Annotated in this window: 17 protein-coding genes; 6 read left to right on the plus strand and 11 right to left on the minus strand. The window is 72.4% G+C overall.

From position 1 onward, the window contains the following. Positions 1-62 precede the first annotated feature (62 nt). Positions 63-2,441: a polysaccharide lyase 8 family protein gene (locus ACFT4A_RS17790; protein ID WP_382831034.1), complete on the minus strand. Its 2,379-nt coding sequence runs from the start codon at positions 2,439-2,441 to the stop codon at positions 63-65. 458 nt (positions 2,442-2,899) lie between these two features. After that, entirely contained in the window at positions 2,900-3,709 is an 810-nt protein-coding gene (locus tag ACFT4A_RS17795) for an SDR family NAD(P)-dependent oxidoreductase (protein WP_382831036.1), read from the minus strand. A 380-nt stretch (positions 3,710-4,089) separates the two neighbouring features. On the opposite strand from ACFT4A_RS17795, the gene ACFT4A_RS17800 reads away from it, so the two are divergent. Both ACFT4A_RS17800 and ACFT4A_RS17805 read left to right on the plus strand, forming a co-directional pair. After that, entirely contained in the window at positions 4,090-4,695 is a 606-nt protein-coding gene (locus ACFT4A_RS17800; RefSeq protein WP_382831039.1) for a YceI family protein, read from the plus strand. 235 nt (positions 4,696-4,930) lie between these two features. Continuing rightward, complete coding sequence (locus tag ACFT4A_RS17805; RefSeq protein ID WP_382831042.1) at positions 4,931-5,716, plus strand: S1 family peptidase; 786 nt, start codon at positions 4,931-4,933, stop codon at positions 5,714-5,716. A 245-nt stretch (positions 5,717-5,961) separates the two neighbouring features. On the opposite strand, the gene ACFT4A_RS17810 is transcribed toward ACFT4A_RS17805, so the two are convergent. After that, positions 5,962-6,540: a YdeI family protein gene (locus tag ACFT4A_RS17810; protein WP_382831044.1), complete on the minus strand. Its 579-nt coding sequence runs from the start codon at positions 6,538-6,540 to the stop codon at positions 5,962-5,964. A gap of 39 nt (positions 6,541-6,579) precedes the next feature. Beyond that, positions 6,580-7,164 carry a TetR/AcrR family transcriptional regulator gene (locus ACFT4A_RS17815; protein WP_382831047.1) on the minus strand — a complete coding sequence of 195 codons (585 nt, stop codon included), beginning with the start codon at positions 7,162-7,164 and terminating at the stop codon, positions 6,580-6,582. Between the two features lie 71 nt (positions 7,165-7,235). On the opposite strand from ACFT4A_RS17815, the gene ACFT4A_RS17820 reads away from it, so the two are divergent. Both ACFT4A_RS17820 and ACFT4A_RS17825 read left to right on the plus strand, forming a co-directional pair. Beyond that, a complete protein-coding gene (locus tag ACFT4A_RS17820; protein ID WP_382831050.1) occupies positions 7,236-8,174 on the plus strand; it encodes a DMT family transporter in 939 nt (312 codons plus the stop codon). A gap of 165 nt (positions 8,175-8,339) precedes the next feature. Continuing rightward, complete coding sequence (locus ACFT4A_RS17825) at positions 8,340-9,512, plus strand: Cmx/CmrA family chloramphenicol efflux MFS transporter (protein WP_382831052.1); 1,173 nt, start codon at positions 8,340-8,342, stop codon at positions 9,510-9,512. A gap of 465 nt (positions 9,513-9,977) precedes the next feature. On the opposite strand, the gene ACFT4A_RS17830 is transcribed toward ACFT4A_RS17825, so the two are convergent. Then, entirely contained in the window at positions 9,978-11,339 is a 1,362-nt protein-coding gene (locus ACFT4A_RS17830; RefSeq protein WP_382831055.1) for a hypothetical protein, read from the minus strand. A gap of 182 nt (positions 11,340-11,521) precedes the next feature. Between ACFT4A_RS17830 and ACFT4A_RS17835 the strand changes: the two genes are divergently transcribed. Next, the gene (locus tag ACFT4A_RS17835; RefSeq protein WP_382831058.1) at positions 11,522-12,181 is read left to right on the plus strand and encodes an SLATT domain-containing protein; all 660 of its coding nucleotides are present in this window, start codon (positions 11,522-11,524) and stop codon (positions 12,179-12,181) included. 135 nt (positions 12,182-12,316) lie between these two features. On the opposite strand, the gene cimA is transcribed toward ACFT4A_RS17835, so the two are convergent. The 6 genes from cimA to ureA form a co-directional block, all read right to left on the minus strand. After that, complete coding sequence (gene cimA / locus ACFT4A_RS17840) at positions 12,317-13,921, minus strand: citramalate synthase (protein WP_382831059.1); 1,605 nt, start codon at positions 13,919-13,921, stop codon at positions 12,317-12,319. A 301-nt stretch (positions 13,922-14,222) separates the two neighbouring features. Beyond that, entirely contained in the window at positions 14,223-15,470 is a 1,248-nt protein-coding gene (locus ACFT4A_RS17845) for a TolB family protein (protein ID WP_382831062.1), read from the minus strand. Between the two features lie 166 nt (positions 15,471-15,636). Next, positions 15,637-16,236 carry a TetR/AcrR family transcriptional regulator gene (locus ACFT4A_RS17850; protein WP_382831064.1) on the minus strand — a complete coding sequence of 200 codons (600 nt, stop codon included), beginning with the start codon at positions 16,234-16,236 and terminating at the stop codon, positions 15,637-15,639. A gap of 16 nt (positions 16,237-16,252) precedes the next feature. Further along, a complete protein-coding gene (locus tag ACFT4A_RS17855) occupies positions 16,253-17,293 on the minus strand; it encodes an agmatine/peptidylarginine deiminase (RefSeq protein WP_382831066.1) in 1,041 nt (346 codons plus the stop codon). A gap of 21 nt (positions 17,294-17,314) precedes the next feature. Beyond that, positions 17,315-19,024 carry an urease subunit alpha gene (locus ACFT4A_RS17860; protein WP_382831068.1) on the minus strand — a complete coding sequence of 570 codons (1,710 nt, stop codon included), beginning with the start codon at positions 19,022-19,024 and terminating at the stop codon, positions 17,315-17,317. After that, on the minus strand, positions 19,021-19,938 hold the full coding sequence (gene ureA, locus ACFT4A_RS17865; protein WP_382831070.1) for an urease subunit gamma: 918 nt from the start codon (positions 19,936-19,938) through the stop codon (positions 19,021-19,023). The genes ACFT4A_RS17860 and ureA overlap by 4 nt, the downstream gene beginning before the upstream one ends. Before the next feature lie 115 nt (positions 19,939-20,053). Between ureA and ACFT4A_RS17870 the strand changes: the two genes are divergently transcribed. Beyond that, on the plus strand, positions 20,054-21,484 hold the full coding sequence (locus tag ACFT4A_RS17870; protein WP_382831073.1) for a cytosine permease: 1,431 nt from the start codon (positions 20,054-20,056) through the stop codon (positions 21,482-21,484). Positions 21,485-21,487 lie beyond the last annotated feature (3 nt).

Consider the following 21,487-nt stretch of genomic DNA (forward strand, 5'->3'; position numbering starts at 1 on the left):
GTGGAGTGCAGCCAATCCGACTGCTCAGAGGGTGTGCCGCTTGTAGGGGTCACACAAAGACCTCAACCGAGAGTCACCTCACATCGGTGGGTCGCGCATACCTCCCCCGGGGTGACGCGCAGTCTCAGTCGAGGGCCGGTCGAGAGCACCTCGACGGTCTCGTCCGCGCGGACGACCCGGCGGACCGGGCGGTCCCAGGTGATCTCCAGCGGCCGGCCCGAGCGGGACGGCTCGCTCGCACAGAGGGTAGCGGTACGGCCCCGGCGGACGGTCAGCACGCTCGCGCCGGCGGAGACGGTGAGCGGGCCCGCGGTGCCGGCCTGCCAGAAGTTCGCGGCCAGGAAGCCGAGGGACGGCACGGTGACCGCCTGGCGGTCCGCGTCGTTGGCGAGGACCGACAGCCAGTGCGGGTGGGCGGCGCGGCGGGCGACCGCGCGGCAGGACGCCCCGGGCATGAGGACGTAGGCGTACGTGGCGTCCTCGGGGTCGGTGCCGTGGTCGAGCCAGAGGGTCTGCCAGCGGCGGGTGCGGCGCTCCGGGGTGCTGCCGGTGTTGATGTCGGCCCAGGCGCCGGTGCGGTCCGCGCGGACCGCCTTCGGGTCGCCGTCGAGCAGGACCCAGCCGCCGTGGTCCTCCAGGTGGGCCCAGTTCGGGCCCTGGGCGAAGCGCTGGGTGCCGGACTCGCCGAGGTTGCGGTTGTCGACGATCGTCTCCACCGGGACACCGTCGGCACAGCTGATCCCGGCGCCCAGGCAGATCACCGCGTCCGCGACGCAGAACCAGGACTTGCGGGCCTGGAGGGTGGAGCCGAGGCCCTTGAGGTGCTGGCCGAGCGCGGCGTACTCGCCGTCGGTGGTGCCGCCGACCCAGCGCGCGTCCGGGCGGGCGGTGCCCCACTCGCCGCCTTCCCGGTCGGCGAGGCGTTTGGTGGAGACGGTGGTGCCCGGCAGGCGGTACCAGTCCACCGTCGGCCAGAACCAGTCCGTGTACTGGTCGCTCGTACCGGACCACCAGCTGACCATCCCCGCGCCGGTGTGCCAGCCGCGTGGGTTCTCGCCGTTGCCGCACTCGTAGTGGGCGATGCGGTCGCTGGCCATGGCGATGTTCACGGTGAAGCCGGGGCGGCGGTGGACGGCACGGTCCATGGCGGCGAAGAGGTGGTGTCCGGTGGGTTCGGGTGCGGCCGGGGCGGGTGAGGCGGCGATGGCGTGCAGCCGGGCGAGGGCGGCGACGCCGAACTGGGGTGCGGTGAGGATCGGGGTGACCGTGTCCCGTTCGATCCAGCCCTTGACGCGGGCGTGCCAGCGGTCTCGTTCCGCTGGGCTCGCGGCGCCCGCGAGGAGTGCGATGGCCGCGATGAGCTGCTGGCCGTGGAAGTGGTCGCCGCGCATCACCTTGCGGTCGTCGGTGGTGAGGTAGCCGCGGCTGATGGCCCGGCCGTTGACGCTGTCCATGACCAGTCCGTCGTGGATGAGCGGCGCGTAGGCCCGCTCGACGCTGTCGAGGATGATCTGCCGGTTCGGGTCGGTGACCGCCCAGTCGGATCCGGCGAGCAGGGCGAAGAGGCGGCCGAGGCCGTCGAGCATGACCTGTCCGTAGGTGCCCGAGTAGGCGACCCAGGTGTGCTGGACGAAGGAGCCGTCGGCGTAGAGGCCGTCGCCCCGGGTGACGTACGGGAAGACCGGGGAGAGCGCGTCCCGGGCGAGGGAGATCTTGGCCGGGTCGCGGCCGAGGATGCCGCGCAGGGCGACGGAGCGGCACAGGTCGACGCGGTTGGCGCCGGTGGAGGTGCCGGTGTAGTCGCCGAGGGCCGAGTCGGGGACGAAGTGGTCGACGGCGGCGCAGGCGGCTTGCACGCGGGTTTCGCCCAGTTCGTCGTACAGGGCGGCCGTGATGTCGGTGAGCAGGCGGGGGCTGCCGATCTGCCATTCCCACCAGTTGCCGTAGCGGGTGGTGGCGGGGTTGTAGACGGTCGCGGAGAGGTGATCGAGACCGCGCAGTACATCGGCGAGGAGGTCCGGGTCGGCCGTCGAGCCGGTGCCCTGCTGGACGTAGGCCTGGGTCATGGTCCACAGACGCCCGTAGCTGAGGGTGATGCCGGCCGGCGGGTCGAAGGGGTGCCCGGGCCAGAGGGAGTTCGCCGCCGGGGCCATGGAGGCGCGCAGACCGCGGGCGAGTTCACCGGTCTCGGCGAGCCGTGAGGCGTACGGCTCCGCGGCCGGGTCGTAGCCGTCACCGAGGGCGATGCCGAGCCAGCGCCGGCGCAGGGTTTCGCACGGGTCCTCGACTTCGGAGGCACCCGTGCGGCGGGGCGTGGGCGTCGCACCGCCGGTAGCCGCCAGCGCCGCGGCCGCGAGCAGCAGGGCCCGACGGCTGGGGCGGAACAGGGTGGCGGCGGCCTTGGCCGTACGGCGGGGGAATCCACGACGCTGGGGAGTCATGCCCATGCCCTACCACGGGGAGACGGTCACCTGAACGGAGGATCCGGCCGGAGTGACCGGGTTGACCGGGATGGGGGAACGAGGGGATGTGGGGGGGTGAAGGGGCCGTCTGTAGGGCCGCCGTGGGGGTGGCTGGCCACGCAGGCTGTCGGACGCCCCGAGCCGGGTGAGTGGTTCGGCCGGGGCGGGCCGTGGGGCAGGGCAGCGGGCGGTGGGCGGGGGACGACGGGGGAGTAGCGGGGAGTCGAGCTTGGGGCCGGGGAAGGGGCACGCGCCGAGGGCAGGCTGGCGAGGGGGCCGAACTGTGGGCAGGGAGCGGTTGGCGTACCGGCCCGAGACCAGTCCCCCAGCGCGGGCGCCGGTGCAGGGCCGGAAGCGGGTGGGGCACGGGCCCGAAGACCGGCCCCCGACTCGGGCGCAGTGTGCCGGGCCAGGAGCGGCTGGCGTACCGGCGCCCGTCAGCCGAAGGCGTTCAGCAGGCGGCGGTAGAGCATCGGGGCCAGGGTGCGGATGCGGGTCGGGAGGGTTCGCCAGGTGGTGGGGGTGTGGGCCTCGTCGTGGTCCTGGCGTACGGCCTCCCAGACCTCGTGGGCGACGCTGCCGGGCGAGACGGGTCGAGGGCTGTCCCGGCGGGTGGGGCCGGTGCGGCCGGGCACGACGAAGGTGACGCCCACGCCCGTGCCGCGCAGTTCCTGGCGCAGCGCGTCGGCGAAGGCGGCGAGGCCCGCCTTGGCGGCGGAGTGCACCGCTTCCTCCCGTACGCCCACGCAGCCCGCGACCGAGCCCAGCAGCACCACCCGGCCCCGGCCGGCCGCGATCATGGACGGCAGCACCTCACGCACGAGGTGGAGCGTGGCGTTGAGGTCCAGGGCGAGCACCCGGTCGATGTCGGTGTGCGGCATGGCGGCGAACGGGCCCGTCCAGCCGATGCCCGCCCCGGCGAACAGGACGTCGATCCGGCCGGTCGCGTGCAGCGCGGACTGGGCCAGCAGGCGCGGACCGCCCGGGGCGGCGAGGTCGGCGGGCAGGACGAGGGCCGAGGTGCCGGACGCCGTCTGCTCCAGGCAACGCCGGTCGCGTCCGTTGAGGAGCAGTTGCCAGCCGTCCATCGCGAATCGCCGTGCCGTGGCCGCCCCGATGCCCGAGGAGGCCCCGGTGACGAGGGCCACGCGCCGGTCCAGACGCCGCGCCGGCCCGTGCTCGCGCACGCGGGAAGGGGCCGCGGGGCCCGGTGGGTCGTAGGCCGAGCCGGAGCCGGTGAGTGTCATCGGTCGGTCTCCCCTGCGCTGTACGTCCGCCGTGGTCTCGGCTGTCTCCCTGCGGGTCCCTCCACACGGAACCCGGAACCTCGTCTCCCAGGACACCGCCCTTTCGGTGCACCGCGCCAGTGCTGGAGTCCGCTCATGGACCCGGCTCACCCGGTCCGACGTGCCCGTTTCCGTTGGCGGTCCACGGGCCGGGCCCGTCCGCGACGGCCGTGGCAGGACCACCCCTGCGGGCCGCGCGGTGCCGCCAGGCGGCGGTATCGCGACACAGCCTCCGATGATGTTGAACATTGAACCGGAATAGGTCTACGGTGGTGCGCGTTGATGTAGTTCAAGATTCAACATCAAGAGTCGGCATCACATCACGCGCAGGAGGCGTACCCATGAGCATCTTCAGCAGCAAGGACACCGAGACCGCCACCGCCACGTCCGGCGCCGTACGACCGGAGCTGGCCGCCCTGACCGGCGACTACACGATCGACCCCGCGCACTCGACGATCGGCTTCGTCGCACGCCACGCCATGGTCACCAACGTCAAGGGCGGCTTCCAGGACTTCACGGGCACGCTCCGTCTCGACGGCGGCGACCCCTCGCGGTCCTCGGCCTCCCTCGACGTCGTGATGGACAGCATCGACACGGGCAACGCCGACCGGGACGGCCACCTCAAGAGCGCGGACTTCTTCAAGGCGGACGAGTTCCCGACCATGACGTTCCGCTCCACCAAGGCGGAGTCCCTGGGCGGCGACGACTACCGCATCACCGGTGACCTGACGATCCTCGGCACGACCCGCCCCCTCGCCATCGAGCTGGAGTTCAACGGCGCCGCGAAGGACCCCTTCGGCAACGAGCGCGTCGGCTTCGAGGGCAAGGCGGAGATCCTGCGCTCCGAGTGGGGTCTGACGTGGAACGCCGCGCTGGAGACCGGCGGCGTCCTCGTCTCCGACAAGATCAAGCTCAACTTCGACATCTCGGCGATCAGGAACGCCTGACCCTCCTGAACCGCCTGCACCTCCGGCCACGCCGTACGGGCGACTCCGTGCGGCGTGGCCGAATCGGGCCTCTTGTGCGAGGACTCTCGGCGTTCTCATAATCCAGCAGCAGAATTTTGACCGGTCCATGCCAGCACATGGACGTTTTTTTGCCCCTGCTGCTGACATGCGCTCGTCAAAACGGATGCTTCGGTTGTACATCTCCCCAGGTCAACCCCCCACGGAAGGCATCACGTTGAAGAGACTTCTCACGGCCCTCAAGAGATGCGCGGTCGTCGGCGCCGCCGCGCTCGCGATCACCAGCCTTCAGCCCGTCACCGCCGCGCAGGCCTCGCCGTCGCCCGTCGTCGGCGGGACGCGGGCCGCGCAGGGTGAGTTCCCGTTCATGGTCAGGCTGTCCATGGGCTGCGGCGGCGCGCTCTACACCCAGCAGATCGTGCTCACGGCCGCGCACTGCGTGGGCAGTTCGGGCAACAACACCAGCATCACCGCCACCGCGGGGGTCGTCGACCTGCAGTCCACGAGCGGCCGGGTCCAGGTCCGCTCCACCAAGGTGCTCCGCGCGCCCGGCTACAACGGCACCGGCAAGGACTGGGCCCTCATCAAGCTCGCCCAGCCGATCAATCTGCCGACGCTGAAGATCGCCACGACCGCGCAGTACAACACCGGTGACTTCACCGTCGCCGGGTGGGGCGCGAACCGTGAGGGCGGCTCCCAGCAGCGCTACCTCCTGAAGGCGACCGTGCCGTTCGTCAGCGACGCCGCGTGCAAGGCCTACGGCGGTCTGTACAGCGGCCTCGTCGCGAACGAGGAGATCTGCGCCGGCTTCGACGCGGGCGGCGTCGACACCTGCCAGGGCGACTCCGGCGGCCCCATGTTCCGCAAGGACAACGCCGGCGCCTTTATCCAGGTCGGCATCGTCAGCTGGGGCGAGGGCTGCGCCCGGCCCGAGGCCCCCGGCGTCTACACGGAGGTCTCCACGTTCGCCTCCGCCATAGCCTCGGCGGCGTCCACCCTCTGACCCGCCCCTCAACGACAGAACGGCTCACGGGTCCGGTGCGGTTGGGCACCGGGCCCGTGGTCATGCGGCGGGGTGACTGCCGGTCGGGTCGACGCGTCCGGTGGCGGTACGGCGCGGTGCGGTGGTTGCCCCGACCAGGCCGGGCCCACTCCCGAGCAGCGGGGCCACCCCCAGTCGATCCACCCTCGATGCCGAGCCTCGCCCGAGTGGCAGAGCAACTCCCCCTGGCCCGCCCCCCGTCGGGCTCATCGGTCCCGCCCGTCGTCCTCCAGCTTCGCGATCGCCGCTGCCACCTGGGCTGCCCGGCTCCGGGGTGTCCGGGCGCGGAGGACGGGGAGCATGGTGAGGTAGCGGTCGGTTCGGCCGAGTTGGTCGAAGGCTGCTGCGGCTCGCGGGCTGCGTTGCAGGCCCGTCGTGAGGTCTTCGGGGACCTCGGCCTCCTGTTGGGAGGCGTAGGCCGCGTCCCAACGGCCGTCCGCCTTCGCGGAGGTCACCTCGTCGTGCCCGGCGGGGCGCATGCGACCGGCGGCGGTGAGTTGCTCCACCCGGCGGACGTTGACCATGGACCAGAGGCTGCCGGGGCGCCGGGGGGTGATCCGCTGGAGGTAGTACGACTCGTCGAGGCCCTTGCGCTGCCCGGTGATCCACCCGTGGCACAACGCCACGTCGTTGACGTCGGCGGCGCTGACGGAGGGGATGCCCGAACCCTTCTTGGCGACCTTGACCCAGAGTCCGGGATACGGGGCGGGGTGGGCGGTCAGCCAGGAGTCCAGGTCGGCCACGGTGGCGAAGGTGAGCGGGGCCGTGCCGTCGGAGGTGGTCATGGCACCACCGTAGGGACCGAGTAGGACAGGTTCCGTCCGCTACGCGAGCAGGGCGCGGGCCTGTTCGCGGGCGTGCTCGATGGCGTCCGGGAAGATGCCGAGGCCGTGGGCGACGAGCGCGCCCTCGTGCAGCAGCATCAACGCCCGGGCCAGACGTGCCGGTTCGTCCGGGGCGATGTCCGCGGCGAGGCCGGTGAACAGGGCGAGCATCCACTGCTTCTGGCCGATGATGATCGGGTGGGCCGGGTGGGCGGGGTCGCTGATCTCCGCGTGGGCGTTGACCATGCTGCATCCCTTGGGGCTGCTGTCCCGCGCCCATGCGCGCGAGGCGTCGAAGACCGTGAGGACCCGATCCCTCGGGTCCGGTCCGGCCGCGTCCAGGCGCTCGCCGAGGAAGGCCCGCCAGCGCTCGTCGCGGTCGGCGAGGTACTCCACGACGATCTGCTCCTTGGAGCCGAAGCGGTCGTAGAGGGTCTTCTTCGTGACCCCGGCCTCCGCGGCGATGAGGTCGACCCCGACGGCGTGGATGCCGCGCTCGTAGAACAGCCGCGCGGCGGCCTGCAGGGCGCGGCGGGCGGCCGGCGTCATCGTGATCCGGCGGGGGCTCTCGGCGGTGGTACCCATGACACCCGAGTATACCGTTCTGTATAGTCGACAGCGAACGGGTAAACCGATCTGTCTAGTGGTGTGGTGTCGTGAACATCCTGCTCTCCCTCGCCTTCGTCCTGTGCTGGAGCTCCGGGTTCATCGGAGCCAAGCTCGGCGCGGGCAGCGCGTCCGCGCTCACGGTCCTGATGTGGCGGTTCCTGCCGCTGGCCGTCGTCCTGATCGCCGTCGCCGTCCTCACGCGGTCGGCGTGGCGGGGCCTCACCGCCCGGGACGTGACCCGGCAGTCCGTGATCGGCGTGCTGTCGCAGAGCGGCTATCTGCTGAGCGTCTACTACGCCATCCAGCTCGGCGTCTCCAGCGGCACGACGGCCCTGATCGACGGCGTCCAGCCCCTCGTCGCCGGAGCCCTCGCGGGGCCGCTGCTCGGGAGCCACGTCTCGGGCCGGCAGTGGATCGGACTGGGCCTCGGACTGAGCGGCGTCGCCGTGGTCACCCTCGCCGACGCCGCAGCCGGGACCGACGTGGCTTGGTGGGCGTACGCCATCCCGCTGCTCGGCATGCTGTCCCTGGTCGCGGCGACGTTCCTGGAGAGCCGGTCCCGCTCGCGGGTCGCCCCCTCGGTGTCGCTGACCGTCCACTGCGTCACCAGCGCCGTCCTCTTCACCGTCCTGGCCCTGGGCGCCGGAGCGGCCGTACCGCCGGCCGAGGGCGCGTTCTGGGTCGCGGTCGCCTGGCTCGTGGGCCTGTCCACGTTCGGCGGGTACGGGCTGTACTGGCTCATCCTCAAGCGCTCCGGCGTCACCGAGGTCAACACCCTGATGTTCCTCATGGCCCCGGTCACGGCCGTCTGGGGCGCGCTCATGTTCGGTGAGCCGTTCGGCCTCCAGACCGCCCTCGGGCTGGCCGTCTGCCTCGCGGCCGTCGTGATCGTCCACCGTGGCGGGGGCCGGGGGAACGCGGCCCTGACCGGCGCCCGGGGAGAGCGGGAGGAAAACCGGTGGACCCGGTCCTCCGAATCCGTCTAACGTGCCTGTCGTGTCCAGCCCCGAGGCGTCCAGAGTGCGGCCACCGGCTCTCCGGTGGCTGCTTGTGATGCCGGGCCGCTGAGGCAGGCCCCTTCTTCGCTCCGCCGCCGGATCGCCGACCGACGTGTCGTGTTCGTCGTCGACTTCCGGGTGCGGAGTTTCCTCATGCCGTTCGCTCTTCTTCTGCTGGGCCTTGCCGTGTTCGCGCAAGGAACGTCCGAGTTCATGCTGTCCGGGCTGGTGCCGGACATCGCGCGGGATCTGGGGGTGTCCGTTCCCGCGGCGGGTGCGCTGACCTCCGCCTTCGCGGCGGGGATGGTCGTAGGGGCGCCGCTCGTGGCGGGTCTCGCGCGGCGCTGGTCGCGGCGGGGCGCGCTCCTGGCGTTCCTCGTCGTCTTTCTCGCCGTCCATGTCGTCGGTGCTCTCACCGGCAGTTTCGAGGTGCTGCTCGCCACGCGGGTGGTGGGGGCGCTCGCCAACGCCGGGTTCCTCGCCGTCGCGTTGGTAGCCGCCGTGGGCATGGTCCCGGCGGATGCGAAGGGCCGGGCGACATCCATGCTGCTGGGCGGGGTGACGCTGGCGTGTGTGGCCGGGGTGCCCGCCGGGGCCGTGCTGGGCGGGCTGTGGGGCTGGCGTACGGCGTTCTGGGCCGTGGCGCTGGTGTCGCTGCCGGCCCTGGTGGCGGTGGCGTGGTCCGTGCCGGGCGGTGCGGCCGAGGGCGTGCCGCCCGCGCTGCGCGGTGAGCTGCGGTCGCTGCGCAGCCCTCGGCTGATCGTCGTGCTGTTGCTGGGCGCCCTCGTGAACGGCGCGACGTTCTGCACCTTCACCTATCTCGCGCCGCTGGTCACCGAGGTGACGGGGCTGGGCAGGGCGTGGGTGCCGGGGGTGCTCGCGCTGTTCGGGGCCGGGTCGTTCGCGGGGGTGACCGTCGCGGGGCGGTTCGCCGACCGGAGTCCCGTGCCGGTCCTCGTCGGCGGGGGCGGCGCGGCCTGCGTCGGCTGGTGCCTGCTGGCCATCGGGGCCGGGCACCCGGTCCTTGCCCTCGGGCTGGTCTTCGCCCAGGGGGCGCTGTCCTTCGGCGTCGGCTCCACACTGATCGCCCAGGTGCTGTACGCGGCCCCGGGCGCGCCGACCCTGGCCGGGGGCTTCGCCACGGCCGCGTTCAACGTGGGCGCCGCGCTGGGCCCTTGGGCCGGTGGAGCGGCGATCGGCGCCGGGTTCGGGTACCGGTCGCCGGTGTGGGTGAGCGCGCTGCTGGTCGCGCTCGCGGGAGTCGTGGCAGGGGTGGTGTGGCGGCGGGGGCGGCGGCTCGCGGACCGGGAGGCGCTACGACGCTGAGCCGTAGGCGGGCGCCCGGGGCGGTCAGAACCCACGAGGGTCAGCGACCGCCACGGCCAGGACCCCCTGCGGGGCCCGGGGCGGGGCAGAACCCACCGCGGTCGGAACCCACCGGGTACAGAGGCCGCTACGGCCGGAGCCCGCCCCGGGCGCCCGGAGCGGGTCAGACACCGGTTCGGTCAGAGCCCACCGGTTCAGAACGCACCGGGGCCACAGCCCACCGAGTTCAGGGCGCACCGCGCTCAGAGCCCGCCAGGTTGAGAGACCGCCACGGCCAAGCCCGCCGCGGGCACCCGGAGCGGGTCGGAGAACCGCCACGGTCGGAGCCCACCGCTTCAGAAATCACCGGGGTCACAACCCACCGAGTTCAGGGCCCACCGCGCTCAGAACACGCTGGGTTCCGAGTCCACCTTGCGGTCAGAGCCCACCGGGTTCCGAGACCGCCACAACCACTCGGGCCCGGGGTCAGAAGCCGCCGCCGAAGTCCCCTCCGCCGCCGAAGCCTCCGCCGCCGAAGTCTCCTCCGCCGAAGCCGCCACCGAAGTCGCCGGAGTCGAAGTTGGCGCCGGAGACGTCGCCGCCCTCGTATCCGCCGAAGTCGCCGTAGCCGGAGCCGTAGTCGGCCGCGTAGGCGGGGGCGGCCATCATGCTGCCGAGCATGGTGCCGACGAGGAGGCCGGGCAGGATGCCGCCGGCGAAGTAACCGCCGGCCCAGGGGCCGTAGGCCGGGCCGGCCTCCCAGTACGGGCGGCGGCCGTAGTCGGTGTCGACCTCGCGGATCGCCGGGTCGCGGCCCTCGGCGAGCCGGGTCCCGTCGGCCGCGCAGACGGGGACGTCGCGCGTGGTGCCGCCCGAGGGCGTCCAGCTCGCGTCGGCGACCGCGGGGCCGTGGCGCGGGTCGAAGAAGCAGGGCGGTCGGCGCTCCGGCAGCCGGTCGCCCTCGCGCCGGGCCGAGAGCAGGGCCAGGGAGAAGCGGCCGTCCTCCACGGCCTGGGTGACGGGCCGGACGTCCTCCGGTTTCGTCGCGGCCGCCATCAGGGACTTCGCCTGCTCGTAGGAGTCCAGGGCACGCTCGTAGTCGGCGCGCATCGCGTCGTCGGCGGCGGGTTCCCCGGGGTGGAAGTCGAGCCGGTCGAGCTCCTCGCCGAAGGCGGTGATGTCCTCGTCGACCACCACACGCAGCTTCTCCAGCGCGGCCCGCTGCTCCTCCTCGTGGCGGCGCCGGTTGCGCCGGACCACCGCGTAGGTGCCCGCGCCGCCGGCCGCGACCAGGGCGCCGAACGTGATCAGGCCGCCGACCGGTACGCCGGTTTCCGAGCCGTCGCTCCAGCTGCTCGGCGCCGTACCGCCCACGCTGCGCAGGGCGTCGTCGACGAAGTCGTTCAGCTGGGCCTTGGTGTCGCCCGCGTCCCGCACGGCCGTGACCAGGTTGGACACCGCCTGGCGGCTCATCACCGCGCTGTCGGCACGGGCGTCGAACTGCTCGCCGACGCGGACGCCGTACAGGCCGGTGACGCCGGTCTCGGTGCGGAGGTTCCGGAAGAGGTCCTGCGTGGAGGTGTCGGCCGGGAGGACCGCCACGAAGACGGGCTTGTCCGCGTCCTTGATCTTGTCGGCGAGGGCCTCGGCGTCCGACGCCGCCAACTGGTCGGAGGCGGCCGGGTCGACGTAGACGGGGCTCTCGCGCAGTTGCTCGGCGACTTTCGAGAGGTCGGTGGCCGCGTGCGCACCCGTCGCACCGGCCGTCATCACCACCAGCACCGCCACCAGGGCGGCGACCGGCGCGATCAGCAGTCGTACGACGGTACGCACCAGTGCGGCCTTCATATGTTCGAAGCTACCTGAAACGGTACAGAAGGGATATCGATAAGGGCGGGGATTTCGGGAGGTCGCTGCGCCTACGATGCCTTCTGGCTCACTGCCGTGGGCCGGGCCGGGTCCGTCCGGTCCACCGGTCACAGCGGAAAGGGCGGATCAGGGGCATGTTCGGAAGACGCAGGGCCGCGGACATGACGGTGTCCGCACTCACCGAGCTGGACCGTTCGCGTTCTCGGGCGGACCTGTTGTGGGAGCTGTTCCGGCATGCCGAGGCGGAGGTGACGACGGCGATCGGCTGGTACCTGGCGCGGCGCCGGGGGCCGTCGCTGTGGTCGCGGTCGTTGCGGGCGCTGGCCGCGCTGCTGGGCATCGTCGGCACGCTGACTCCGCTGGTGCATGCGGCCGCCCCTACGGCGTTGCAGCCCGAGTGGGGGTTCGTGTTCCTGGCCGGTGGGGCGGGCTGTGTCCTGTTCGACCGGATCTTCGGGTTCTCGGCGTCCTGGACGCGTTACATCCGTACGCAGCAGGCGCTGCAGCAGATCCTCAAGAGGGCGCAGTCCGAGTGGGCGCAGACGTATCTGCGCGCCACCGACTCCCCCAGCGACAAGGAGCAGGCCGCGCTGCTCGGGGTGATCGAGCGACTGCGGACGGATGCGCAGCGGATCATCGAGGACGAGGGTTCGGCCTGGGTGGGTTACCTGGCCGACGGCGTCGAGGAACTGACCCGCGCCACCACTCACGCGTCCGGTCAGCGGTCGAACGGGGCGGGGTTGTTCCGGCTGGACCGGGGGGCGGGGCGCGAGCGACTGGGCGAGGCCCAGGTACCGCGCGCCCGCGACTCGGCCATGTGACCTACCTGGCTGCTTCCCGACACCCGGCGCCGGTGCTGGCGCCGGGTGGGCCCGCAACCCGGCGTAGCGGGGTGCCGCTCTCTGTGGGACGGGCGCCGCCCCTAGCGGCACGCATGCCCGCAGCCGGGGCCCCGGCTACTCCGCCGGCGTCACCCCCGCCCGCAGCAAGCCGTACGTGTACGCGTCCTCCAGGGACTGCCAGCTCGCTGCGATGACGTTTTCGGCGACGCCGACCGTGGACCATTCGCCCGTGCCGTCGGAGGTGGAGATGAGGACGCGGGTCGTGGACTGGGTGCCGTGTTTGCCTTCGAGGATGCGGACCTTGTAGTCGACGAGCTCGAGCTTGGCGAGCTGGGGGTAGATCTTCTCCAGGCCGACGCGCAGGGCGCGGTCGAGGGCGTTGACCGGGCCGTTGCCCTCGGCGGTGGCGACGATGCGCTCACCCTTGGCCCACAGCTTGACCGTGGCCTCGTTGGCGTGGGACCCGTCGGGCCGGTCCTCGACGATGGCCCGCCAGGACTCGACCTCGAAGTAGCGCAGCGGCTTGCCCTGGACCTCGGTGCGCAGCAGGAGTTCGAAGCTCGCGTCGGCCGCCTCGTAGGTGTAGCCCTGGAGTTCGCGTTCCTTCACCCGCTCCACGACCCGGCCGACCAGCTCCCGGTCGCCGCCGAGGTCGATGCCGAGTTCCTTGCCCTTGAGCTCGATGGACGCGCGGCCCGCCATGTCGGAGACCAGCATCCGCATGGTGTTGCCGACCAGCTCGGGGTCGATGTGCTGGTACAGGTCCGGGTCGACCTTGATGGCCGAGGCGTGCAGCCCGGCCTTGTGGGCGAACGCGGACAGACCGACGTAGGGCTGGTGCGTGGAGGGGGTGAGGTTGACGACCTCGGCGATCGCGTGCGAGATACGGGTCATCTCGCGCAGGTGGCCGTCGGGCAGGACCTTCTTGCCGTACTTCAGTTCCAGCGCCGCCACGACCGGGAAGAGGTTCGCGTTGCCCACCCGCTCGCCGTACCCGTTGGCCGTGCACTGCACATGCGTCGCACCCGCGTCGACGGCGGCCAGCGTGTTCGCCACCGCGCAGCCCGTGTCGTCCTGGGCGTGGATGCCGAGCCGGGCGCCCGTGTCGGCCAGGACCGTGGAGACGACCGCCTGGATCTGCGCGGGGAGCATGCCGCCGTTGGTGTCGCAGAGGATCACCACGTCCGCACCGGCCTCCGACGCCGTGCGGACGACCGCCTTGGCGTACTCCGGGTTCGCCCGGTAGCCGTCGAAGAAGTGCTCGCAGTCGACGAAGACCCGGCGGCCCTGCTCCGTCAGGAACGACACCGTGTCGCGGATCATCTCCAGGTTCTCGTCCAGGGTGGTGCGCAGGGCGAGTTCGACATGGCGGTCGTGGGACTTCGCGACCAGGGTGATGACCTCGGCGCCCGACTCCAGCAGCGCCTTGACCTGCGGGTCCTCCGCCGCCTTCGCTCCCGCGCGGCGGGTCGCGCCGAACGCGACGAGCTGGGCGTGCCGGAAGTCGATCTCCTGCTGGGCGCGGGCGAAGAACTCGGTGTCCCGAGGGTTCGCGCCCGGCCAGCCGCCCTCGATGAAGCCCACGCCGAAGTCGTCCAGGTGCCGTGCGATGGCCAGCTTGTCGGCGACGGTGAGGTTGATGCCCTCACGCTGGGCGCCGTCGCGCAGGGTGGTGTCGAAGACGTGGAACGAATCGTCGAGTTCGCTGGTTGCGGTCATGGTCTCAAGGCTCCTGAGGATTGGATCTCGGTCGTACCGGAATGACCGGCTCCACCGCCCCCACATACTCCCTCGCGCTCTCGCTCCTGGCTTCGGGTGGGCCAGAAAAGCGAAAAACCTCTCGCGGGTGCGAGAGGTCTGCGCGCGGGTCGAGGACGACGGTGTCCGCCCGTACCTGGTCGTACGTGGCGGTCACTGCGGACCGGCGCGCCTGCTGCCAATAATCATGGCGAACGAGAGCACGGGGGCAGTGTGGCACAGCCCCCGCGCCTCGCTCACGGTTGTCTCAGGATGCGGTCGGTCACCGGAGGTGACGCACGTAGACGTGGGACGTGTCGTACGTGTCGCCGGGCACGAGGTCGGGCGAGGAGCTGCTGAAGGCGACCGCGCGGCCGTGCCGGTCGATCACCGGGGCGGACACGCCCTGGTCGTTCGGCCCGCCCTGGGCGTCGGGGCTGGCCAGGACCGTGCGCCCGGTGCGCAGGTCACGGACGTACGCGCGCGTCGTACGGTCCGGGTCGCCCGGGTCGGCCGAGACGAAGGCGAGGTACCGGCTGTCGGCGCTGAGCCGGGGGAACGCGGTGAAGGCGGCCGGGTCGGCGGCGTCGATCCGGCGCAGGTCCCCCGTCCTGAGGTCACGGACGAAGACGTTGTGGCCCTGGTTGGTGTCGCCCGGGGTCAGCCGCGAGTCGAGCGAGTTGAAGACCGCGTACCGGCCGTCGGCGCTGATCTGCGGGAACTCGGTCTGCCCGTCGGACGTCAGGCCGTCCGGCGCCAGATCGGCGTGGAACAGCTTCCCGCTCGGCACGTCACGGACCCAGGCGTCGCTCCAGTCGCCCGAGGAGGGGTGCGGGACGAAGAACTGGTAGCCGACACGGCTGCCGTCGGCGCTGATGGACGGGTGGGTGGCGGCGGTCTTCCGGTCGGTCGCCGCGGGCACCTGGCTGATGCGGACGGCCTCGCCGCTGGTGCGGTCGACGCGGTAGACGCGTCCCCAGCGGTCCTCGCCCTCCCCGAATGCGGAGCGCTCGGCCACGAAGGCGACGTAGCGGCCGTCGGCGCTGATGGCGGGCTCCCTGCCGGTGTCGTAGCCGGTGGCGACGGTGTCCGCGACGCGCTGGAGGGTGCCGGTCTTCAGGTCCTTGACCCAGATGTGGCTGCGGCCGTCGCTCGCAGTGGTGGCGGCGAAGGCCAGATGGCGGCCGTTGCCGCTCAGGGCGACGTCGTCGACGGAGCCGTCCGCGCCACCGCTCGCCAGGCGGGTCGTGCCGGTGTCGAGGTCGCGTACGAAGGCGTCGGCCAGGCCGTCGGTGTCCCCGGCGACGAGGTTGTCCGCGCGGGAGACGAAGGCCAGAAGGCGGCCGTCGGCGCTGAGACTCGGTCCGCCCGAGGGGGCGTCGCCGTCGGTGCCGTCCGGTGCGACGCTCGCCTTCTCGGTGCGCGGCACCGGCGCCGGCGCGGCGGTCGCGGGCAGCGCGGCGGCGGTGCCGAGCGTGACGGCCAGGGCCAGTCCGAGCGCGACGGACGTGGCCCTCCTGATGCTGGTCATGTGCTGTTTCCCCCTGTGTTCCCGCATCCCCGTGGCCCCTACCTTGGTGTCCCCGTGGCCCCGTGGACGCTTCTCCCCCGGCCCCGCGCCGAGGGCTCCTCCAGAGCCAACATCACCACCGGCCAGGGGGTCAATCCGCCGAATTGAGTACAACGCGGGCGGGCGTTCAGATGTCCGCGAGGAGGCTGTCCGCGAGGAACTCCCGTACGTGCTGGAGGACTTGTGCCCGGTCGGTGCCGCGCAGGCCGATCGCCACATGGATGGCGAAGCCGTCCAGCAGCGACCGCAGGCGGGTGGCGAAGCGGTCGGGGTCGACAGGGCGGAACTCGCCTCGTGAGATGCCCTCGGCGAGCAGGGCGACCAGGTCGCGGTGCCAGACGCCCTCGATGGCGGCCTGCCGGTCGCGGGCCGCCTCGTCGGCGTTCTGCGAGCGGTTCCAGACCTCCAGCCACAGCGTCCAGTGCGGGTCGCGATGGCCGTCGGGGACGTACAGGTCGACGTAGGCGTCGAGGCGTTCGCGGGCGCCGGCGGCGCGGGTCAGCAGCCGTCCGCGCTCGGCGCCCAGCCGGCCCTCGCTCCACTCCAGGGTGCGCAGCAGCAGCTCGTCCTTGGAGCCGAAGTAGTAGATCAGGTGCCCGCTGCTCATCCCGACCTCGCGGCCGAGCGCCGCCATGGTGAGCTTCTCCAGACCGCGCTCGGCGATCATCTCCATGGCGGCGGCGAGCACGTCCTCGCGGGGCGGCGCCTGCCTGCGCCCACCGGCCATCTGCGGCTCCCGGGTTCTAGATCTTCGGCTGTTGCTGCGTAATGCAGTGGATGCCTCCACCACCAGCGAAGATCGTACGGGCGTCCACCAGGGTCACGGTCCGCTCGGGGAAGAGCCGGCGGAAGATGCCGGCCGCGATCTCGTCGCGGGGGTCGTCGAAGCCGCACAGGACCACGCCGCCGTTGCAGAGGTAGTGGTTGATGTAGGAGTAGTCGGCCCAGTGGCCGTCGGCCTCCAGGACGGTCGGCGCGGGGACCTCCACCACCTCCAGTCGGCGGCCGCGCGCGTCCGTCTGGGCCCTCAGCAGCCCGCTGACCTCCTTGGCCACCTCGTGGTCGGGGTGCGCCGGGTCCGGCTGGGAGTGCGCCACGACGACCCCCGGCCAGGCGAAGGCGGCGACGATGTCGACGTGGCCGAGGGTGCCGAAACCGTGGGGCGGGTAGTCGCCGGTCAGTCCGCGCGGCAGCCAGATCGCCTTGCGGGTGCCGAGCTGGGCGTGGATCTCCTCCTCGACCTGCTCCCGGGTCCAGCCGGGGTTGCGCTCCGGACCGAGCTGGACCGTCTCGGTCAGCAGGACGGTGCCCTCGCCGTCCACATGGATCGCCCCGCCCTCGTTGACGAGCCGCGAGGCGTACGTCCGTGCCCCGGCGAGGTCCGCGACATGCGCGGCCACCTTCGTGTCGTGCTCCCAGCGGGCCCACTCCTGGGCGCCCCAGCCGTTGAACGTCCAGTCGACGGCGGCCAGTCCGCCCTTCCCGTCGGTCAGGAAGGTCGGGCCGATGTCGCGCATCCAGGCGTCGTCGAGGTCCCGCTCGACCGTGTCGATGCCCTCGCCCAGCAGTGTGCGCGCCTGGTCCGACTGCCCCGGCCCGCACACCACCGTCACCGGTTCGAAGCGGCGGACGGCGCGGGCGACCGCGGCCCAGGCGACGCGGGCGGCGGCCAGCTCCCCCGGATCGGCGAAGGTCGGGTTCTCGCCCGGCCAGGCCATCCAGGTGCGCTCGTGCGGGGCCCACTCGGCGGGCATGCGGAAGCCGTCGGCGGCAGCCTTGTTCATCTGGGGTCCTTGTCCGGGGTGCTAGAGGAAGTACAGGCGGTTGAGGGAGACCGAGTCGGCGGGATCCGAACGCAGGGGCTCGCCGTCGAGGGTGACCAGACCGGTGCGCTGGTCGACGTCGACCGCTCCGGTACGGGAGTTGCGGCGCAGGTCGGCCGGGCCGATCCCGCGGGTGCCGCGCACGGCGACCCTGCGGCGGCGGGTCGGCATCGTGTCGCGCCCCTGGTCCAGGGCGGCCTGTGCGACGAACGCCACCGAGATATCGGCCGGTGTCGCCCCGTGCGCACCGAACTGCGGCCCCAGCACCAGGGGTTCGCAGGTGTCGGTCGCCGCGTTCGGGTCGCCGGTCACGCCGTACGCCGGGAAGCCGGACTTCAGCACCAGCTGCGGCTTGGCGCCGAAGTACTCCGGGCGCCACAGCACGATGTCGGCGAGCTTGCCGGGCTCCAGCGACCCCACCTCGTGCGCGAGGCCGTGCGCGAGGGCCGGGTTGATGGTCAGCTTGGCCATGTAGCGCAGGACGCGTTCGTTGTCGTGGTCGCCGGGGGCGCCGAACTCGGACTTCATCTTCCCGGCCATGGCGAAGGTGCGGCGGACCGTCTCGCCCGCGCGTCCCATGCCCTGCGCGTCCGACGAGGTGATGCCGATCGCGCCCAGGTCGTGCAGGACGTCCTCGGCGCCCATGGTGCCGGCGCGGATGCGGTCGCGGGCCATGGCGGCGTCGCCGGGCAGATCGGTCTTCAGATCGTGGACGGAGACGATCATGCCGTAGTGCTCGGCGACCGCGTCCCGGCCGAAGGGCAGGGTGGGGTTGGTGGAGGAGCCGATGACGTTCGGCACGCCCGCCATCTTCAGGACGTTCGGGACGTGTCCGCCGCCGCAGCCCTCGATGTGGAAGGCGTGGATGGTGCGCCCCTCCAGGACGCGCAGGGTGTCCTCGACGGACAGGCACTCGTTCAATCCGTCGCTGTGCAGGGCTACTTGGACATCGTGCTCCTCGGCCACGCGCAGGGCGGTGTCCAGGGCGCGGGTGTGGGCGCCCATGTCCTCGTGCACCTTGAAGCCGGAGGCGCCGCCCTCGGCGAGGGCCTCCACCAGCGGGGCCGGGTCGGACGACGAACCCCGGCCCAGAAAGCCGATGTTGACCGGCCATGCGTCGAACGCGTTGAACGCGTGCCGCAGCGCCCAGGGCGAGTTGACGCCGACGCCCCACACTGGCCCGAACTCCTGCCCGATGATCGTGGTCACGCCGGAGGCGAGCGAGGCCTCCATGACACGCGGCGACAGCAGGTGCACGTGCGTGTCGACGGACCCGGCCGTGGCGATGAGGCCCTCGCCGGAGACGATCGACGTGCCGGTGCCGACGACGACGTCGACCCCGTCGAGGGTGTCGGGGTTCCCGGCCCGCCCGATCGAGCGGATCCGCCCCTCCCTGATCCCGATGGAGACCTTCCGGATGCCCTGGACCGCGTCGATCACGACGACGTTGCTGACGACGACGTCACAGGTCTCCCGGACGGCTGCGGCCTTGAGATGCAGCCCGTCACGGGCGGTCTTGCCGAACCCGGCGAGGAACTCGTCCCCGTAGCGCTGGGAGTCGGACTCGACCTCGATGGTGAGGCCGGAGTCCCCCAGCCGGATACGGTCACCGGCCCGGGGGCCGTGAGCGGCGGCGTACTCGTACGGGGTGAGGCGGCGGGCCTCGGCGGGGTGCCCTCCTGGGCGGCTCATCGCTCGGCCTCCTGATCAGCTGTGTCCGATATGCCATCGGACGGGTTCGGTGCGCCGTGGGGCGAGTTCGGTACGCCGTGGGGCGGGTTCGGTACGCCGTGGGGCGGGTTCGGTACGCCGTCGTCGGGCGGGGCCGGTACGCCACCGGGCAGGTCCGGCACGCCGCCGGGCGGATCCGGTACGCCGTGGGCCGGGTCCGGTGCGCCACCGGATGAGTCCGGCACACCACGGGGCAGATCCGTTGCGCCCAGGTACCCGCAAGCGGCAGCGCGACGCAGGGCCTCCTCGCGAGTGCCGGGCGCGTCCAGCGGCCCGTCGACCAGACCGGCGAAGCCGATCGCGATCCGGTCGCCGCCCATGGGCACCAGCCCGACCTCGACGCTCTCCCCCGGCCCGAACCGCACGGTCGACCCGGCGGGCACGGCGAGCCGCATCCCGTAGGCCCGCTCCCGGGCGAAGTCGAGCCGCGGGTTCGCCTCGAAGAAGTGGAAGTGGGAGGTGACGGAGACCGGCACCGTCGCGGTGTTGGTGACTGTCAGCCGCTCGGCCGGCTCCGGCTCGGCGTGCTCGGGCCCCGGCAGCAGCGCGCCCGGTGCGGCCGGCCCCGATCCGCCGCCAATGGGGTCGGAGACGACCGCGAGCCGTGAGCCGTCGTCGAAGACCGCCTCGACGTGCACCTCGGTGACGACGTCGGCGACACCGGGCAGCACGTCGTCGGGCCCGAGCACGGACCGTGCGGCCTCGACGGCCTCCGCGAGCCGTTCGCCGTCCCGAGCGGCCTCGCACACCGTGTCGGCGATGAGCGCGGTCGCCTCGGGGACGTTGAGCCTCAGTCCCCTGGCCCTGCGGGCGCGGGCGAGCTCGGCCGCACCGAAGAGCAGCAGCCGGTCGCGTTCGGTCGGGGTCAGCCGCATGTCACTCCCTCCATTTAGAGCATCACTCTAAACATGAGATTCCCTTGGCCGAAAGGTTGACGGTAAGGCGGAGCACACATCACATTGAACGTCGCTCTAACCAAGGGAGACCAGCATGCCGATCGAACAGCGCGGAGTCGACACCATCCCCGAGGAGGAGCGCACCAGCGGGCCGCGCGACCTCGTCGCGATCCTGCTCGGCTCCAACCTCTGCCTGGGCGTGATCGTCTTCGGCTGGCTGCCGCCGTCCTTCGGCCTGGACTGGTGGGGATCGGTCAGCGCGATAGTCGCCGGCACGGTGGTGGGCGTGGTGTTCACGGCTCCGCTGGCGCTGGTCTCGCTGCGCACGGGCACCAACCTGTCGACCTCCTCCGGCGCCCAGTTCGGGGTGCGCGGCCGGCTGGTCGGCTCGGTGGTCGGGCTGCTGCTGGCCCTCGGCTACACCGCGCTGACCGTGTGGATCGGCGGGGACGTGATGGTGGGCGTGCTGGGCCGGCTGGCCGGACTGCCGCAGGGCGGGACGTCGTACGCAGTCGTCTACGGGCTGCTCGCCGCGGCCACCGTCGCGGGCGCGGTGTACGGCTACCGGGTGCTGCTCGCGATGTCCCGGGTGCTGGCGTTCGGCATGACGGCCCTGCTGGCGCTCGGCGTGGCCGCCTACGCCCCCGGCTTCACCACCGCCGCGCTGCCGGAGGCCGGCGGCCATCTCCTGGGCGGCTTCTGGCCGACCTGGCTGCTCGCGGCCGTGGCGGCCGGGCTGTCCGGGCCGATCGCGTTCATCACGCTGCTCGGCGACTACACCCGCTACATCTCACCGGCCCGCCACTCCTCGCGCCGGGTGCTGCACGCGACCTGGCTGGGGCTGACGCTGGGGCTGCTGGTGCCGCAGTTGTTCGGCACGTTCACGGCGTACGCGGCCGGGGCTGCCCTCGACTACGCGGGCCCGCTGGTCTCCGCCGCCCCGGCCTGGTACCTCGTCCCGCTGCTCCTCGCGGCCTCCGCGGGCTCGGTCGGCAACGCGGGTCTGATGCTGTACTCGATGGGCCTCGACCTGGACGCGATCCTGCCGCGCGCCTCCCGCGCCACGGCCACGTACACGGTCGCCGTCGTGGCCACGGCCTGCGTCTTCGCGGGGCACTACCACTCGACCGCGCAGGCCGCGATGACGTCCTTCGTCCTGCTGCTGACGGCGATCGGCACGCCGTGGGCGGTCATCACCCTCATCGGCTTCGCCCGCTGCGGCGGGGTGTACGACGCGCAGGCCCTCCAGGTCTTCAACCGCCGGGCCCGGGGCGGTGCCTACTGGTACCGCTCCGGCTGGAACATCCCGGCGACACTCTCCTGGGCGGCCGGAGCGACCGTGGGCGTCCTGGCGGTGTCCCTGCCGTCACTGACCGGCGGGGTGGACTGCGGTTTTCTGCTGTCGGGGCTGGTGGGCGGGGTGGCGTACGCGCTCTCGGCCCCGGGCTCGGTTTCTGTGGAGCGCGGGGCCGATGAGGCGAGTCGGGCTTCCAGCCCCACCGCTTCGGGTGGTGGGTGGGCATAGGCC

Source organism: Streptomyces sp. NPDC057099, assembly GCF_042671245.1.
Classification (GTDB): domain Bacteria; phylum Actinomycetota; class Actinomycetes; order Streptomycetales; family Streptomycetaceae; genus Streptomyces; species Streptomyces purpurascens.

What these genes read in the sequence shown, in the direction of transcription:
- ACFT4A_RS17850 (WP_382831064.1), bottom strand. Translation starts at nt 16,236, where the DNA reads ATGGCCGGTGGGCGCAGGCAGGCGCCGCCCCGCGAGGACGTGCTCGCC.
- ureA (WP_382831070.1), bottom strand. Translation starts at nt 19,938, where the DNA reads ATGCGGCTGACCCCGACCGAACGCGACCGGCTGCTGCTCTTCGGTGCG.
- ACFT4A_RS17815 (WP_382831047.1), bottom strand. Translation starts at nt 7,164, where the DNA reads ATGGGTACCACCGCCGAGAGCCCCCGCCGGATCACGATGACGCCGGCC.
- ACFT4A_RS17855 (WP_382831066.1), bottom strand. Translation starts at nt 17,293, where the DNA reads ATGAACAAGGCTGCCGCCGACGGCTTCCGCATGCCCGCCGAGTGGGCC.
- ACFT4A_RS17830 (WP_382831055.1), bottom strand. Translation starts at nt 11,339, where the DNA reads ATGAAGGCCGCACTGGTGCGTACCGTCGTACGACTGCTGATCGCGCCG.
- ACFT4A_RS17800 (WP_382831039.1), top strand. Translation starts at nt 4,090, where the DNA reads ATGAGCATCTTCAGCAGCAAGGACACCGAGACCGCCACCGCCACGTCC.
- ACFT4A_RS17790 (WP_382831034.1), bottom strand. Translation starts at nt 2,441, where the DNA reads ATGACTCCCCAGCGTCGTGGATTCCCCCGCCGTACGGCCAAGGCCGCC.
- ACFT4A_RS17795 (WP_382831036.1), bottom strand. Translation starts at nt 3,709, where the DNA reads ATGACACTCACCGGCTCCGGCTCGGCCTACGACCCACCGGGCCCCGCG.
- ACFT4A_RS17810 (WP_382831044.1), bottom strand. Translation starts at nt 6,540, where the DNA reads ATGACCACCTCCGACGGCACGGCCCCGCTCACCTTCGCCACCGTGGCC.
- ACFT4A_RS17835 (WP_382831058.1), top strand. Translation starts at nt 11,522, where the DNA reads ATGACGGTGTCCGCACTCACCGAGCTGGACCGTTCGCGTTCTCGGGCG.
- cimA (WP_382831059.1), bottom strand. Translation starts at nt 13,921, where the DNA reads ATGACCGCAACCAGCGAACTCGACGATTCGTTCCACGTCTTCGACACC.
- ACFT4A_RS17860 (WP_382831068.1), bottom strand. Translation starts at nt 19,024, where the DNA reads ATGAGCCGCCCAGGAGGGCACCCCGCCGAGGCCCGCCGCCTCACCCCG.
- ACFT4A_RS17870 (WP_382831073.1), top strand. Translation starts at nt 20,054, where the DNA reads ATGCCGATCGAACAGCGCGGAGTCGACACCATCCCCGAGGAGGAGCGC.
- ACFT4A_RS17825 (WP_382831052.1), top strand. Translation starts at nt 8,340, where the DNA reads ATGCCGTTCGCTCTTCTTCTGCTGGGCCTTGCCGTGTTCGCGCAAGGA.
- ACFT4A_RS17845 (WP_382831062.1), bottom strand. Translation starts at nt 15,470, where the DNA reads ATGACCAGCATCAGGAGGGCCACGTCCGTCGCGCTCGGACTGGCCCTG.